The sequence below is a fragment of the Rhodococcus sp. T9N genome (assembly GCF_024436645.1).
Taxonomy (GTDB): domain Bacteria; phylum Actinomycetota; class Actinomycetes; order Mycobacteriales; family Mycobacteriaceae; genus Rhodococcus_F; species Rhodococcus_F qingshengii.
Map to the genome: position 1 here is coordinate 149979 of NZ_JAMSKS010000013.1, position 16588 is coordinate 166566.

Annotated in this window: 11 protein-coding genes; 7 read left to right on the plus strand and 4 right to left on the minus strand. The window is 63.2% G+C overall.

Going from position 1 to position 16588, the window contains the following annotated elements:
- The first annotated feature begins 23 nt into the window (after positions 1-23).
- The 3 genes from M1L53_RS21145 to M1L53_RS21155 all read left to right on the plus strand — a co-directional run bounded on the left by M1L53_RS21145 (position 24) and on the right by M1L53_RS21155 (position 4254).
- Complete coding sequence (locus M1L53_RS21145; protein WP_054187119.1) at positions 24-1268, plus strand: hypothetical protein; 1245 nt, start codon at positions 24-26, stop codon at positions 1266-1268.
- Between the two features lie 109 nt (positions 1269-1377).
- Positions 1378-2718, plus strand: coding sequence for a S1 family peptidase (locus M1L53_RS21150; protein WP_054187118.1), 1341 nt, complete (start codon positions 1378-1380; stop codon positions 2716-2718).
- A 225-nt stretch (positions 2719-2943) separates the two neighbouring features.
- Positions 2944-4254, plus strand: coding sequence for a S1 family peptidase (locus M1L53_RS21155; RefSeq protein ID WP_054187117.1), 1311 nt, complete (start codon positions 2944-2946; stop codon positions 4252-4254).
- A 79-nt stretch (positions 4255-4333) separates the two neighbouring features.
- On the opposite strand, the gene M1L53_RS21160 is transcribed toward M1L53_RS21155, so the two are convergent.
- Entirely contained in the window at positions 4334-4984 is a 651-nt protein-coding gene (locus M1L53_RS21160; protein WP_003943407.1) for a glycine zipper family protein, read from the minus strand.
- A 359-nt stretch (positions 4985-5343) separates the two neighbouring features.
- Between M1L53_RS21160 and M1L53_RS21165 the strand changes: the two genes are divergently transcribed.
- Complete coding sequence (locus M1L53_RS21165) at positions 5344-8511, plus strand: (Fe-S)-binding protein (protein WP_073512914.1); 3168 nt, start codon at positions 5344-5346, stop codon at positions 8509-8511.
- A 173-nt stretch (positions 8512-8684) separates the two neighbouring features.
- On the opposite strand, the gene M1L53_RS21170 is transcribed toward M1L53_RS21165, so the two are convergent.
- Positions 8685-9140, minus strand: a complete 456-nt coding sequence (locus M1L53_RS21170) for a hypothetical protein (RefSeq protein WP_029254716.1) — start codon at positions 9138-9140, stop codon at positions 8685-8687.
- A 53-nt stretch (positions 9141-9193) separates the two neighbouring features.
- Positions 9194-10372, minus strand: a complete 1179-nt coding sequence (locus M1L53_RS21175) for a DUF6745 domain-containing protein (protein WP_054187540.1) — start codon at positions 10370-10372, stop codon at positions 9194-9196.
- 245 nt (positions 10373-10617) lie between these two features.
- Between M1L53_RS21175 and M1L53_RS21180 the strand changes: the two genes are divergently transcribed.
- Complete coding sequence (locus tag M1L53_RS21180; RefSeq protein ID WP_054187541.1) at positions 10618-11550, plus strand: hypothetical protein; 933 nt, start codon at positions 10618-10620, stop codon at positions 11548-11550.
- Here the strand turns inward: M1L53_RS21180 and M1L53_RS21185 are convergent.
- A complete protein-coding gene (locus M1L53_RS21185) occupies positions 11540-13480 on the minus strand; it encodes a prolyl oligopeptidase family serine peptidase (RefSeq protein WP_054187542.1) in 1941 nt (646 codons plus the stop codon). The genes M1L53_RS21180 and M1L53_RS21185 overlap by 11 nt on opposite strands.
- 76 nt (positions 13481-13556) lie before the next feature.
- Between M1L53_RS21185 and M1L53_RS21190 the strand changes: the two genes are divergently transcribed.
- On the plus strand, positions 13557-14810 hold the full coding sequence (locus M1L53_RS21190) for a pyridoxal phosphate-dependent aminotransferase (protein ID WP_054187543.1): 1254 nt from the start codon (positions 13557-13559) through the stop codon (positions 14808-14810).
- Between the two features lie 509 nt (positions 14811-15319).
- Positions 15320-16582: a YibE/F family protein gene (locus tag M1L53_RS21195; protein ID WP_054187544.1), complete on the plus strand. Its 1263-nt coding sequence runs from the start codon at positions 15320-15322 to the stop codon at positions 16580-16582.
- The last annotated feature ends 6 nt before the right edge of the window (positions 16583-16588 follow it).

Below are 16588 nucleotides of genomic sequence, written 5' to 3' on the forward strand. Positions count from 1 at the left end.
GTAACTGTGAAACGGGGATCGCTATGAAGTGGGGAGTCGGACTCGCCGTCGGCAACAAACGAAGCATTGCTGCGATCGCGAGACCTGACTCGGAGCTGGTGACCCTCGAACGCGAATCGGTTCTGCACCACGCCCCCGACGGCACCGTGCAGCTAGGCGGAACCGCGGCGGGGTCCACCGGGTTGCGCGGGTTCCTCGACAGGGTCGGCACCGACGATACCGACAACTTCTCCGAGCACATGACGCGAGGGGAGGAACTGGTAGCGACAGCAATGTATTGCCTGGTCAAGGAAGTCCGAACACTCACCGATCAGAACCTGAACATCTCTGCGGTGATCCCCGCGGGTTGGTCGAGCGATTCCGTCGACGCACTGCGCGGCGCACTCGACAGCATGAATCTCGACGGCGTCGAACTGATTTCAGAAGATGAAGCCTCTGCAGCTTGGCTCGCGGATCCGCACGCCGACGACCGTGCTGCTCGCGGAGCCGCAGCGTTGGCCTTCTCGATCACCTCTACCTGTCCCGAACCCCAGCCAACCGATTTTGCCGAGCCAGAGGACACCCCCGAAGAGTTTCCGCCGTTCGTTCTGATCGAACCGGAGCCGGAATCCGGCGTGGAGGCACCGGTCACGAAAGAACCGAGCATCGACGGTTGGCTGAATCGCCAGTGGCGGTCGGAGCGCCGACCGATCATCGCCGCAGCAGCCGCCGCAGTCTTTCTGACGGTGTCGGGTTGCGCGGCCGCGGTCATCATCGGACACACTCCGACCATTTCAGCACCCAGGATTCTCGACGCACAATCTCCCCTGCCCCCAGGGACGGACACAGCTGCCACCTCGACGAGTTCATCCGGGACAGGCACGCAATCAGCGACCTCACCCCCACCGGAAGTACCCGCTCTCGGCGCGCAGCCGACGGCGCAGTCGTGGGCATCCGAAGCGGAATCGACCTCATCCGAATCCCAGCCCATTCCGGTGAGTCCGGGCACCGGTACAGAGAAATCCACTACGGCGAACGTCCCCGCGCAACAGGGATCGCCGATCACCATCCAGATCGATCCCCTTCGGATCGAGAACCTGCCGCCGGTCGTCGGACCGCTGGATCCGGTCGATCCGGATACCCCGGACACTCCCGCCGTGACCGCCCCCACTGATACACAGACAACGCCGACGCAGCCGTCCAACCCGACCGACACAACCGATCCGGTGGTTCCGAATCCCGACATGCCCGTCATGCCATTGGCCCCGAGACCCGGAATGCCAAGTTAGACAGAATAATTCGACTTGCCGACAACAGGCACATATTCCTCGTCGAAACTTTTCCCCTATGGTGGGTGCGGTACCTACCGGCTCGGTGCCGGGGACTTGAAGGGATTTCATGCGTAACTCGTTGGCGATCCGCACCGCTGTGGTCGGCGCCTCGGCACTACTGCTCGCAGCTCCATTCACCACGACGGCATCGGCAGAGCCCGCCTCCGACACGCATGTCGAACAGCTCGGGGCAGATCAGCTTCCGGCTGAGCTGATCGAGGCGATCACACGCGATCTGAAGATCTCCCCACAGGAGTATCTGGACCGCGCTGCCAAAGCTCAGGAACTCGGTGCATACGCCCAGGAATTCAAGTCCGAGCGCCCTGGCGACTACGCCGGCTCGTGGATGGGACTCGACGGTCAACCCGTCGTAGCCGTCACCACCACCGAAGCTGCACGCATCGCGGCCGACGACGGTTACCGCACGCACGTCGCCCCCGTCTCCGCCGACACCCTCGAGAAGACGCTGGCCGACGTCAACGGATGGATTGCCGGGCTGCCCAAGGAAATCTCACGCGCAGTCAATTCGGCGACTATCGACGTCCTGAACAACCAGGTCGTCATCGACGTCGCGAACAGCCCCGTCGGGCAGGCGCTCAATCTTCCGACCCTGCTCGAGAACACCAAGATCGTTCTCAGCCCGGACGGTGGCGGATCGGTTGATCCCGGAGCACTCGGCGGCGATACCTACATCACGTCGACAGGCCCCATTCGCGAGACACCGACCGAGAACATCTCGGTCTGCTCGTTCGGGTTCAACGCCGTCGACGATCAGAACAATGCTCTCAATATCAGTGCCGGACACTGCAATCCGGCCGAGGGTTCGAAGTCGCCCGTCTACCTGCCGAATCACGCGAACGTCGACGACAGTCAGTTGATCGGAGCATTCTCACAGTCTTCCGTCGGCAACAACGCCGGCGATCTCGATTACTCGGTCATCAAGTTCGACCAGTCCGGCATCGACGCGGGCCTCGACCGTGCTGCCGTCCGCGGTGCCAACGGGACCACCCTCGCGATCACCGGAACAGCACGTCCCGTGATCGGCGCTCCCATCTGCAAGTCCGGCCAGACGTCGTCCTTCACCTGTGGTGTCGTGGCAGCCGATCGCGTCGAAACTCAACTGGTCATGGCGGACGGTGATTCACGAACCGTTCGCGGATTCGCCGGCACCGCGTGCACCCTCGCCGGGGACAGTGGCGGCGCCATCGTCTCCGGAACCTTGGCTCTGGGCATCACCAGCGGCTCCAACAGCAGCGGAGCACCCAGTTGCAACGAAGCGAACCTGGTACTGGCGACCTCCGGTGGAACCTCGAATCTGGGTATTCCGGTCGGAGACATCCTCGACGCGGCAGATCGCGCTTCCGGTGGCGGTGTCGGTGCCGGAATCCGCGTCCGCACTGCTGGTTGACCAACCACTGATTCACACACTGTGCCCGCCGATCCGTTTCGCGATCGGCGGGCACAGTGCTGTTGTCGGTCGGGGTCAGCGCTGTCTGCTCATGTAACGGGTGGGAATAGCGCGTTCGAACCCATATAGTCATGGTCGACTGTGATCGGCTCACCACAAGTCCGTGAGCCGTATCCGTGTGCTCCCAGGGGGGTGGTACGCGGTCAACGAAGTGGAAAGGCCCACATGCGAAGCTCCATCGCACGTCGCGCCGCAGTGTTCGGTTCGGCCGCGCTGCTGCTCCTCGGACCGATTACCGCGGTCGCGAACGCAGAACCGAACGAATCCGGGGTATCCGATCAGGCAGCCCATCTGCCCGTCGAACTCGCCGAAGCCCTACAGCACGACTTGGCGCTGACGCCCGACCAGTTCGTCTCGCGTTCCGAACTCGCGCAGAAGCTCGCGGAGTTCGCCGCCATCGCGCGCGTCCAGTTTCCCGACTCTTTTGCCGGAGTGTGGCTCGACGACCTCGGCAAGGGCATCGTCGCTCTCGCTGACGGTCGCGACAAGGATGCTGCCCGCGAGGCCGCCGAGAAGGCCGGTTTCGAGGTCAAGGACGTCGCGCAGAGCGAGCAGGCTCTGCAAGGTCAACTCTCGGCACTCAACACCTGGCTCGATTCGCAGCCTGCCGAGGTCGCAGACCTCGTGCGTGGCATCGCCGTCGACGTCGTCGGCAACGGAGTCGCCCTCACGGCCGATCCTGCCGCCGGCATCGAATTGCCTGAATTCCTGAAGCGGACCGTCGTCCATACCGCTGCTCCGCTACTGGTTCCCCCGATCGTCGCGGACCTCATCCCCGCAACCGGATCCGCAACCGGCGACGCTGCACTGGGCGGAGACGCCTTCGGCGCAACCTCCGGTAACACTGGACTGCGTTGTTCATTCGGCTTCAACGGCACCGACGGTTCAGGACGCACAGTCAACATCAGCGCCGGTCACTGCGATCCCAACCGTGCCGCTGCCGGCACCTCGAACTCCAGCCAGGTCTTCCCAATGGTGAACAACCAGACCGGGCCCCGCGTCGGGTACTTCGCCAAGAGCAGCTTCGACGGGCGCGACTACTCGATCATCAACATCGACGACAACGCGAAGTACCGCTTCGAGAACAACAGCGTGCGGGTCCCGTTCAACCGCTCGGTCAACATCACCGGTACCGCCGATCCTGTCGTGGGCGCCCCGGTCTGCAAGGCAGGATCGACCACAGGCTTCAGCTGCGGCGTCGTCACCGGCGTCAACCGCGTCGCAAAGGTTTTGGATCACACCCTCGACAACGGCTTCACCACCAACATCTGCGTCCTGCAGGGTGACAGCGGTGGCCCGATCGTCTCCGGAACGTTGGCAGTGGGCATCACGAGTGCGTCCAACGTCGCCACCTCTCCCCTGTGCGAGATCGCTCAGGCAGAGACACTGTTCGGGCAAGAAGCCCCGACCCAGTACGCGACGCCGATCAACGACATCCTCGCCGCCAACCCAGGCCTGAAGGTTCGCGACTACTGATCACACGCATTACTCGAGACAGCAAAACGGGCGCCACACCTTCTGAAGGTGTGGCGCCCGTTTCGGCGTTCGTGACGTTCTACTGGAAGAGAGTTGTTCCAGCCGGAGCGTTCAGAACCTTGATCAGGTCCAAGCCCGCGACGACGGCAGTTCCGCCGCCGGCGAGGATGGTACCGGCGACTCCACCGATACCGGCCCCTGTGACCATGCCGGGCAGGCAGCCGACGACCAGGCCGGGCAGACCCACGATGCAACCGATGACCGCCCCGACGATCGTGCCGGTGAGGCTACCGATCTGCGTGGCAAGCCCGAGCTGTGACTGGAACTTCTCGATTGCCTTCTGATCCTCGTCAGGCGAAGCAACCGGGGTGAACTCGGCAGCGACCGGCTTCGGCTTGGAGCTGGCCGGGTCCAGGTTCGGCTTGAGGGTGAGGGTCTTGCCGTCCTCACTGACGGTCTCGTCGAACGGGAACTGAACGTCGCCGAGGTTGAACGCGAGCGGAAGGCTCACGAGAGTTGCGCCCTGGCTGTTCTGCAAGTCGACGTGAGTTCCGTCGCCCGAGACCCGGAATGCTCCGGCGTCGATGGTGGTGACAACGGCCTGGTCGACGACCTCGGCGGTGTACGAAACGTCGGGTGACGTCTCCGGAGCTGCGTAAGAAGTACCTGCAGCGATGCCCGTAGCGGCAATGGTCATCGCTGCGACGGCCGCAGCTTTTCGAATGAACATTTTTGATCCTCCCCGGGATCGGGCGGGCGTCAGTCGATGACTCACACCACCCGTTTCCCCTGTGCGTGACGGGCGTAACGATAACAGCCGGTCGGTTGTTCTCACCTGCTCGGAACCCGACTTAGGGCTGCCTGACAGATGGACACCTGACGGGCACCGCCTAACGTGACGACCAGACATGTCTGCGTCTGGCCCAGCCCGTCCGACGCAGAAGATCGATCTCTCCAGGCCACGAGCGGTTACCAGCCGGTACCTACAGGCTGGTAATGCTAGTTACTGGCGGGTAACATAACGCAGGTTAGTATCAGTGGGCTGTCCCGAGGTGGCCGACGCGTCGCCCTGAAACGAAAGGCCGCGACATGAATGCCCTGACGATTACGTTGGGCACGATTGGTGCTCTGCTGAGCTTGGTGTGTTGGTACATCTTCCTCTCAGGCGCGCTGAGGATGTTCAACACCGTGCGCATCGGCCAGTCGGCACCCGATCGATGGCGCCCGTTCTTCCCTCGCTTCAAGCAGATGATCATCGAGTTCATCGCGCACACGCGCATGAACAAGTTCCGCAGCGTCGGCTGGGCCCACTGGCTCGTCATGGTCGGCTTCCTCGGTGGGTTCCTGCTGTGGTTCGAGGCCTACGGCCAGACGTTCAACCCCGAATTCCACTGGCCCATCTTCGGTAACACGTGGGCGTGGCACCTGTGGGACGAGATCCTCGGCCTGGGCACCGTCATCGGTATCACCACGCTGATCGTGATCCGTCAGCTCAACCACCCGCGTCTGCCCGCGCGCCTGTCCCGTTTCGGCGGCTCCAACTTCAAGGCTGCCTACGTCATCGAAGGCATCGTCCTGCTCGAGGGCCTGGGCATGATCATGGTCAAGGCAGGCAAGATCGCGACCTACGGTCACGCCAACCCGTGGACCGACTTCTTCACCATGCAGGTCGCGAAACTGCTTCCCGCCAGCCCCGTCATGATCTCGGTGTTCGCATTCGTGAAGCTGATGACCGGCATGATCTGGCTCGCGATCGTGGGCCGCAACATCACCTGGGGCGTCGCGTGGCACCGCTTCTCGGCGTTCTTCAACATCTACTTCAAGCGTGAAGACGACGGCACCGTCGCCCTCGGCGCGGCAAAGCCCATGATGTCCAAGGGCAAAGTCCTGACGATGGAGAACGTCGACCCCGACACCGACACTCTCGGCGCCGGAAACATCGAAGACTTCTCCTGGAAGGGCTGGCTCGACTTCACCACCTGCACCGAGTGCGGTCGTTGCCAGTCCCAGTGCCCCGCGTGGAACACCGGAAAGCCGCTCTCTCCCAAGCTGCTCATCATGTCGCTGCGTGACCACGGCTACGCCAAGGCCCCGTACCTGCTCGCTGGTGGACGCAAGGACATGGGCGGCGACGAGATCGGTCTCGTCGACAGCGAAGGCAATGTCAAGGAAGGCGCCCTCGCAGCCATCCCCGAGGCGGCACGCCTCGAGGCCGACCGCAAGCTCGTCGGTGAAACCGTCGAAGGCGAGATGGCCCCGGTCATCGACGCCGAAACCTTGTGGAGCTGCACCAACTGCGGCGCCTGCGTCGAACAGTGCCCCGTCGACATCGAACACGTCGACCACATCATCGACATGCGTCGCTACCAGGTCCTGATCGAATCGGAGTTCCCCTCCGAGCTCGCCGGCCTGTTCAAGAACCTCGAGAACAAGGGCAATCCCTGGGGTCAGAACTCCAAGGATCGCCTCAACTGGATCAACGAGATGGACTTCGAGATCCCCGTCTTCGGCAAGGACGCCGACAGCTTCGAAGACTACGAGTACCTCTTCTGGGTCGGCTGCGCCGGCGCCTACGAAGACCGTGCCAAGAAGACCACCAAGGCTGTCGCCGAACTCCTCGCCACCGCGGGAGTGAAGTTCATGGTCCTCGGCGCCGACGAAACCTGCACCGGCGACTCCGCACGTCGTGCCGGCAACGAGTTCTTGTTCCAGCAGCTCGCGATGCAGAACATCGAGATGCTCAATTCGGTCTTCGACGGTATCGAGCAGAAGAAGCGCAAGATCGTCGTCACCTGTGCGCACTGCTTCAACGCCCTCGGCAACGAGTACCCGGAGGTGGGCGGCGACTACGAGGTCGTGCACCACACCCAGCTGCTCAACCGTCTGGTGCGCCAGAAGAAGCTGATCCCGGTTGCGTCCGTGAGCGAAGACGTCACCTACCACGACCCGTGCTTCCTCGGACGCCACAACAAGGTTTACGACGCTCCCCGTGAACTCATGGAAGCCTCAGGCTCCAAGCTCGTCGAAATGCCGCGTCACGGCGAACGTTCCATGTGCTGTGGTGCCGGTGGTGCTCGCATGTGGATGGAAGAGAACATCGGCAAGCGCATCAACGTCGACCGCGTCGACGAAGCGCTCTCCACCAACCCCAAGAAGATCGCCACGGGTTGCCCGTTCTGCCGCGTCATGCTCACCGACGGCGTCACTGCCCGCCAGGAGCAAGGCCAGGGCGAAGGCGTCGAGGTCGTCGACGTCGCGCAGCTGATGCTGAACTCCGTCACTCGTCTCGATCCCGCCCAGCTCGGCGAGAACATCAAGGTGATCCCGCGCGAGAAGGCACCGGTCGCTGCTGAGGCAAAGGCTGAGACCGTCGAGCAGGATCGGGTCGCCGAAGTCGAGGAAGCTGCCGCGACTCCGGAAGCCAAGGCTGCACCGGCAGGCAAGGGTCTGGCCATGAAGGGCCTCGCCAAAGCACCAGGTGCAAAAGCTCCCGGCGCCAAGGCACCCGGCAAGGGGCTCGGAATGGCCGGCGGGGCCAAGGCTCCCGGCGCCAAGAAGGCGGCTCCCGCCGCAAGCGCGGAAGCTCCCGCTGACGAAGCTGCTGCACCGGCAGCACCTGTCGCAAAGCCCAAGGGTCTCGGCTTGGCAGGCGGGGCCAAGGCACCCGGCGGCAAGGGACTGCAGATGAAGGGCGCCGCCAAGGCACCCGGAGCAAAGGCCGCTGCCGCGCCGGCAGCGGAAGCTCCGGCTGCTGAGGCTGCTGCACCCGAAGCTGCTGCACCCGTCGCCAAGCCGAAGGGTCTGGGCCTGGCGTCCGGCGCCAAGGCACCCGGCGGCAAGGGACTGCAGATGAAGGGTGGGGCCAAGGCTCCTGGTGCAAAGGCTGCTCCTGCTTCTGAAGCACCTGCTGCTGCTCCGGCAGAGGCTCTGGCAGAGGCTCCGGCTGCACCGGCAGAGGCTCCGGCCGCCGAGGCGGAAGCCCCGAAGGCTCCGCCTGCTGCCAAGGCCGGCGGACTCGGATTCAAGTCGGGCGCAAAGGCTCCCGGTGCCCGGAAGGCAGCTCCCGCTGCGGCCCCGGCGCCGGCTGCAGAGGCCCCGGCTCCCGAGGCCGAACCTGTGAAGGCAGAACCCGCTGAAGCGCCTGCTGAGGCGTCCGCACCCGCGGAAGCTCCGGCGCCTGCTGCCGCGCCGCCCGCCCCCAAGGCAGGCGGACTCGGATTCAAGGCCGGCGCGAAGGCTCCTGGCCGCAAGAAGTAAGCGCACCACACGCGAATGCCCTCACCGTCACGGTGAGGGCATTCGTGTTTGTGCGGGAGCCTTTGCCGACCGAGCACCCTTTCCCTCGACCCGACACACCGTCCAGCACACGGAAACCGGTGCTCGCCCTGTGCAAGTGGTGCTCACTCCCCCGCCAACTCGAGGCCGGCGTGTCAATCGGCGACAAGCATCACCGCACCGCGCGCACGCCCGACGCCCCTTTCCTGCTGCCGGCCGATGACGTATCGTCCCGGAGCGATGCCGGTCGCGCCGTGCTCCGGGTGGATGAGGTACGCGGTCACTCGGGTGTCGAGCATGCCGAGTGCAAGGCCCCGAGCATCTTTCACCGGCGTCGACCACGTGCACTCCCCTTCGTCTGCAACCAGACTGTGGGGGTTCCCTCCCGCCGCACTTCGCAGCAGTTCCACGCCGGAGAGCGGCACTCTCACAGAGCGTGTCCACGGCAGGGGCGCCACGATATTTGCGAGCAGCGAAAACGGGATCACGATGAGATCGCCTTGCGCCTGGAGTCCGTCGATCACAGGAATGGACACTTCCTGGTCCAGGTAGTCGAAGACATCGAGGCCGGTGAGGGTGGTGAGAGCGGACAAGGTCATGTTCGAGTTCATAAGTATCACCCAGGGTTTGAGGATTGAGGGTTCGAGGATTGAGGGTTCGAGATTCAGGTTCGACGAACGAGACGGGAATAGTCGGTACCGGTGATGCCGTAAGTCCATCCGGCGGCATCCAAAGCGGAGGTAAACCATCCGGGTACGTGAAGGCCGTATCGACGCCGATGCCCGTCGCGTTCGAGAGAACCGTTGACCGCGAGGAGAATCCGTCCACTTCGACCCCAGCCCTCCGGCGACGCGTAGAGCTGCAGGAGGCAACCGGCGTTACCGGGATCGTCGGTTTGGTCGACCAGTGTCAGGTCCGCCAGCTCGATGTAGGAATCCCACCCGATCCGCTCGATTGCACATCGACGGATCTCTACATTGCGCTCGTGTGCGATGCGTTCGGCGGTGGGATCGAGCACCACCCAGTCGGGAACGATCGCTCCGTGTAGAACGAACGCCTTTGTACCGTCTACGAATTCGATTGCGGGGGAATCAGAATGATGCAAGCGTCGTGCCCCCTGCGCGCTGCCCGGTATCGGTTCGGCATGTAAGGCGGTGGGTCGTTCCGCCATGATGCACGCGTCGTCGAACGCCCACCACCACCCGGTCGAGTCAGCCAGTGCGGTCTGCACGTCGAGGAGTTCACGGTCTTCCGAGCGGAAGGTCGCAAGACCGAATCGATGGCATGTGTCGTAGTACGCGATTCGATGTGCGTCCTGCTGCCCGTACCAGGTCACTTCCCCGGCCACCGGGGTCAACATCGTTCGTATCGCAGCTGCGACGCCGTCGAACAGCGTGGTGTGCAACGATTCCCAAATGGACGCCCTGATCAGGCGCTCCCCCTGCCGGCGTTCCATCTGCCAGCCAGTTCTCCGACATTCGATTCGCGCGTCCATGCGTCGGCGCGAAGCCGCAAACATGCTCGCGATATACCCGGAAGCGCAGTCGAGGCCGGTGCCGTCCAATGACATCTTGGTCGACAGTCCTTCGGTGACGATCAGGTCCGAACCAGCAGACGGCGACGGGACCCAGACGAACTCCGGTTTCGGGAGCCCGGAGCGTCGATACAGTTGCGCGACAGAGGCTTCTGCGGTGTTTCGATCAGCAGGACGAGTACACAATCCGCGTTCGAGCCACACGTCGCGGATCTTTTCCAGGGCCAGACTGTCTTCATCGAAGAGATTGAAGTTCTCGGGCAATGTCGCTCGATGTGATGCCGACGAGCGAATCGGTGCGGCGCTCACGCGACGGTGGCGGAGTCCGCCTTTCCTGTAGTCATAGTTGAACAGCCTGGCACGCGAACGCTCCGGACGCAAGGGTTTCCTAGAGCGCGACACCGGGAACCTGCCACCGTTTCCCCATACCGAACACCCCCTCCAGCGACGCGAAACCGGTTCGAACTGTGGACAAGTGGTGTTCACTCACGGCTATCCACACCCCCGGGGTCACGGCTTCCTTTCCAGCGCCGGGCACAGCAAGATCGATCGACATGGGGGAACAGACACATATCATCCGCAGGCCGGACCAACTGTCGATCGGTCGCACCGATGCCGAGATCCGACAGGCCTGCGCTAGTGGAACCTGGGCCAGAATCCATCGGAGTGCGTACGTGGACAGCGGCCACCTGTCCCGCCTCGACGCATACGGACGACATCGATTGCGGGCAGAGGCCGTGGCCTGCGCCGCTTCACCCGGTGCCACTGTCAGCCACGTCTCGGCTGCGGTTCTGCACGGTTTCGAACTCTGGAACACTCCGCTCGAGGTCGTTCACCTGTCCCGGAACCGGCGAGGTGGTGGCCGAAAGTCCGCTCGACGTCATGTGCACTCGACATGGCTGGCGGACAACGAGATCACCGAAGTCGATGGGCTGCGCGTCACGACTCCGGCACGAACTGTTGCGGATCTCGCGAGGACACTCACTTTCGAACAGGCTCTCGTCGTAAGCAATTCAGCGTTGCACCGTTCAAGGTTGACCAAGGACGCGGTTGCAGCCTCGCTGGCACTCAGCCCGAACCATCCGCGCCATCGACATGCGCTCCACGCGCTCACCGCGATGGACTCCCGCATCGAAAGCGTCGGTGAATCACGGAGCCTCGCATTGTTCCTGCACGAACACCTGCCGCTCCCCGAACCCCAGGTCGACATCCACGACGCCCGAGGGTTCGCCGGCCGCGTCGACTTCCTGTGGCGTGAGCAGCGCACCATCGGAGAGTTCGACGGCCGCATCAAGTACGGCCGACTGGTGCCAGCCGGTCGCAGCCCCGAGGACGCGCTCTGGAACGAGAAGCTCCGCGAAGACCGACTCCGTGACGCAGGGTGGGAGGTCGCGAGGTGGACGTGGGCCGACCTGTCGACCCCGTCACTGGTGGCAAGTCGGATCCTGGCGGCCTTCGCGCGCAGCCACGGGGCCGTCAGCTACTGATCGCAGGCTTCCACAGCTCGAGCGTCGGAATGCCGGGTGGAGTGAATCCGAGCACCTGCCCGTAGAAGGACAGCTCGGCGCTGCGTGAGCTGATGATGGTCGACTGCTTGCGGAATCCGTGAGATTCACCCTCGTAGGCCAGGTACGCGTGCGGAATGCCCTTGGCCACCAGAGCATCCCGGAATCGCTCCGCCTGCGAGGGTGGCACGATCGGATCGTCGAGACCCTGGAGAAGCAACACCGGGCAGTTCAACCCGTCGACGTTGTTGAGTGGAGCACGTTCCGCGTACAGGTCGGCAGATTCCGGCAGCGGGCCGATCAAACCGTCGACGTAACGCGATTCGAAATCGTGAGTTTCCTGCACGAACAGGTCCAGTTCAGCCACGCCGAAATAGGAAGCACCACAAGCGAACACGTCGGACGTCGTCAGTGCGGCCAGAACGGTCCAACCACCGGCGGATCCGCCTTCGATGGCAAGGCGGGCCGGATCGGCAAGCCCCTGCTCGGCCAACCCGTTGACGGCGGTGACGACGTCCTGCACGTCGACGACACCCCACTGACCACGCAATCGATTACGGTACTCACGTCCGTAACCGGTCGACCCGCCGTAGTTCACGTCGACGACGCCGATTCCGCGGCTGGTGAAGAAGGCGTAGACGAGGTTGAGGGCCGGTGCGACGTGCGCCGTCGGCCCACCGTGAACAAACGCGACATACGGCGGTCGTTCATCGTCGAGCCCTTTGTATCGCGGACTGCGCGGCGGATACGCAACGGCGTGAACTTCTCGCCCGTGTCCGTGAGCCACGACGGCTCGCGCTTCCGGAAGGTAGGCAGACTCGGGCAATTCTTCGACCGACGAACGGATTTCGGTGAGTTCGCCGGTACCGAGGTCCAGTTCACGTAGCGCGCCCGCCAGTTTCGCGCCTCCCGAGATGAGCAGTAACCGATCGCCGCGAACTTGCATGAGGCCGATGCTGGTGACACCCGGGGTCGCGATGTCGCGCAGTTCCCCCGACGCCGGGTCTAGTACCGCCAGCATGTCGGTTCCGACGGTGCGTGCGGTGAGCAGGTGCCCGTTGCCGAGTTCGACGAACCAGCGCCCACCGAAGCGCCACTGCGGGCCACCGAAATCCGCGTTCACCGGGCAAATCGGGCTGATCTTGCCGCCGACGCGATAGATGTTCCACCAGCCGCTGCGATCGCTGATTGCGTAGAGTTCGTCGTCGGTGATCCACTCCGGCTGCAGGACGGACTCTTCAAGTCCGCCGATCAGCACGGAATACGCCTGAGCGACGCCGTCGACGAGTGGAGCTACCCGCAGTTCGGTACCGTCCCAGGGCATTTGCGGATGGTTCCATGCGATCCAGGCGATCTTGGTTCCACTCGGCGAAAGCCTCGGTGACGAGAGGAAGTCCGAGCCGCCGACGATCGAGCGGATGTTGCCGGAACCGTCCAGCGGAATCGCGCAGATATCGCGAGTGATCGCCCCGTCCTCCGCGTGCGCTTCCCGAACCGCCCACACCTCGCCGTTCACGATCTGCAGGTCTGCGTATCGCAATGCGGCCGGCGACGCCGGTTCGGGCGTCAGAGCCCGTGGAGTGACTCCTTCGAGGATGTACACCCGTTGATCGGAGAATTCACTGAAGACCAGTTTTCCGGACTCGGTGACCGTCCAGGCGCCACCGCCGTACTCGTGAACCCTGGTACGCGCGTTCCACGGCGCGGGGAGGATGTCGACGGGTTGGTTGTCGAGACCAGATCGACGGATCGAGGTCCGACCACCCTCGGTCGGACGAAGTTCAGCCCACCAGATCTCGTCACCGACGTATCGTCCACCCTCGACAGGATGCCCACCTGCAGCCAGATCAGCTGCTCCGATCGGAGAAGTCCACGATCCGTACGGGGCTGCAATCTGCTCGCTGGGGGTCATCGCTCGACAATAGCCAACGGGGCGTGCGACACGGTCCCCGACAATGCACTTGCACAGTGGTGGAATCATGTAACTCGTGAGCACACCAGAACCCGTCCGCCACCGTCAGCCGCAGCGCGAGCTGGAGCAGTCGTCGAAGCTCCAGAACGTCCTGTACGAAATCCGTGGACCGGTACACGCGCATGCCGCCCGGTTGGAGGCGGAAGGACACCGGATCCTCAAGCTCAACATCGGCAACCCGGCACCGTTCGGATTCGACGCCCCCGATGTGATCATGCGGGACATGATCGCCGCCCTGCCCTATGCACAGGGCTATTCGGAGTCGAAGGGCATTCTGTCGGCGCGGCGCGCAATCGTGACGCGTTACGAGCTGGTTCCCGGCTTCCCCGAGCTCGACGTCGACGACATCTACCTCGGCAACGGTGTTTCCGAGCTGATCACGATGACCATGCAGGCCCTCCTCAACAACGGCGACGAGGTTCTGATCCCAGCACCGGACTATCCCCTGTGGACTGCGATGACGAGCTTGTCCGGAGGCACGCCCGTCCACTATCTCTGCGACGAGGCCAACGACTGGAATCCCGATATCGCCAATATCGAATCCAAGATCACCGACAAGACCAAGGCTCTCCTCGTCATCAACCCGAACAACCCCACGGGTGCGGTGTACTCGATGGAGGTTCTGCAGCAGTTGGTCGATCTGGCACGCAAGCATCAGCTTCTGCTGCTCGCCGACGAGATCTACGACAAGATCCTCTACGACGACGCCAAGCACATCTCGCTGGCAACGCTTGCCCCTGATCTGCTGTGCCTGACGTTCAACGGCCTCTCGAAGGCCTACCGCGTCGCCGGCTACCGCTCCGGCTGGGTGGCAATCACGGGCCCGAAGGATCACGCGGCCGGCTTCCTCGAGGGACTCGATCTCTTGGCGTCGACCCGTCTGTGCCCCAACGTCCCCGGACAGCACGCCATTCAGGTCGCCCTCGGCGGTCACCAGAGCATCGAAGACCTGATCCTGCCCGGCGGCCGCCTGCTCGAGCAGCGCGACGTCGCTTGGGAGCGATTGAACATGATTCCGGGCGTTTCGTGTGTGAAGCCTCGCGGCGCGCTCTACGCGTTCCCTCGTCTGGATCCGAACGTCTACGAGATCTACGACGACGAGAAATTGGTTCAGGACCTGCTTCTCCAGGAGAAGATCCTGATGGTTCAAGGCACCGGGTTCAATTGGCCGAATCACGATCACCTTCGGATCGTCACCCTTCCGTGGGCCCGAGATCTCGCCGTGGCCATCGAGCGATTCGGCAACTTCCTCACCAGTTACAAACAGTAGATTCTCACGCTGAATCCGGCTGAAATCGAGTAAACAATTCGTTGTACAAATGCCCCGTAAACGTAAAACTGCGGGGCATTTGTGCGACCTTGGTCACATTTTTCGCAAACCAGGCGGTTTGATTGACTCTTTAACTATTTAGTGACCTGCCCCGATGTGAAAACGGTCCAACCGGTACGTGATTCGTTGTGAAATTGGTAGTTGGACAACGCGCCAAATCGGTTTGAAATTGGGTACATTAGTTAGCAGCACTTCGGTGCCGCGAGCACCTGGTATCCCTCCCCCCCCTGTGGATACCAGGTTGGTGGCGGGGACAACCCCCCCTGTTCCCCGCCACCCAGCTCGACCAATCCCAGTTTCACAACCCCTCATCGGTAGCACCGGTTTTCGCCGACTCTGCCTTGCAGCGACACTGCCTTTCACCGACACTGCCGTCAGAAGCTGACCATTCGCTTCGGAGCCGATAACATTGCACCGGTGCAAATCCCCAGTCCGACACTCAGTTTCCGATGAGTCACGGCCATGGCCACGGTGGCCCCATTCAGATCGGCCCCACCGCATCACGCGTCGTCATCGGGTTGCTCGTCGTCATCGGCATGGTCGTCGTCGCGGCAGCTGTCGCACTGTGGCCGGACAAGAACACCATTCCCGTCCCACTCCCCTTCCAGAATGCCGACGGCAGCTCGGTGGAAACCGAGGCGGGCACCGTCACGATGCAGGATCTCGGTGACTGCGGAAGTTCCTCCGCCGGAAGGGTATTCGTCGGTGCCCCGCAACCGCCGCCTACCTCCGCCTACCAGTGCCAGCGAAGTATCGTCGATATCGAATCCGGGCCGAATGCCGGAACGAAGACATTGCTCGAGGTCATTCCGGGCGCCGGTCAGCCGGACCTTCGCGTGGGTGACCACATTCGCCTGGTGCGTCAGACCGACCCGAACGGAAACACGCAGTACTCCTTCGAAGACTATTCGCGTGGGCTCCCGCTGGCGTTGATCGTCATCGCGTTCGCCGTCGTCATCATCGCAGTCGCACGGTGGAGAGGGCTGCGCGCACTCGTCGGCCTGGTGATCGCCTTCGGCGTAGTCGTCGGGTTTCTCCTACCCGCTCTGCTCGACGGCAAGCCTGCGATGCCGGTTGCGCTGGTCGCCGGGGCGGTGATCTTGTACGCGGTTCTCTATCTGGCGCACGGGGTCTCGCTCAAGACCAGTTCGGCTTTGCTCGGCACCCTTGCCGCCATGGTGCTCGCCGCGGTTCTCTCCTACCTCTGCATTGAACTGACACACCTCACCGGTTTGTCTGAAGAGCAGAACACCAATGTTCAGACCTATATCGAGCACATAGACATCACCGGCCTGCTGCTGGCGGGCTTCATCATCGGCTCGCTCGGCGTTCTCAACGACGTCACCATCACCCAGGCATCCTCGGCATTCGAGTTGGCCGAACTCGACAAGCATGCGTCCCGTCGAAAAGTCTTCGGCGGTGCGATGCGGGTCGGACGTGATCACATCGCCAGCACGGTCTACACCTTGGTTCTCGCGTACGCGGGTGGGGCGCTGCCACTGCTACTGCTCTTCAGCGTCAGCGGGCGCCCACTTCAGGACGTCCTGGTCGGTGACGCCGTCGCAATCGAGATCGTAAGGTCCGCTGTCGGCGGAATAGCCCTGGCGCTTTCGGTTCCACTCACCACTGCCATCGCCGTGATTCTCGCCCGTCCGCCCGGTAGCGCGGTCAAGGCCGGCCCCACGTCAGGTGGCCGACACTCCAAACGCTGAAAGCGA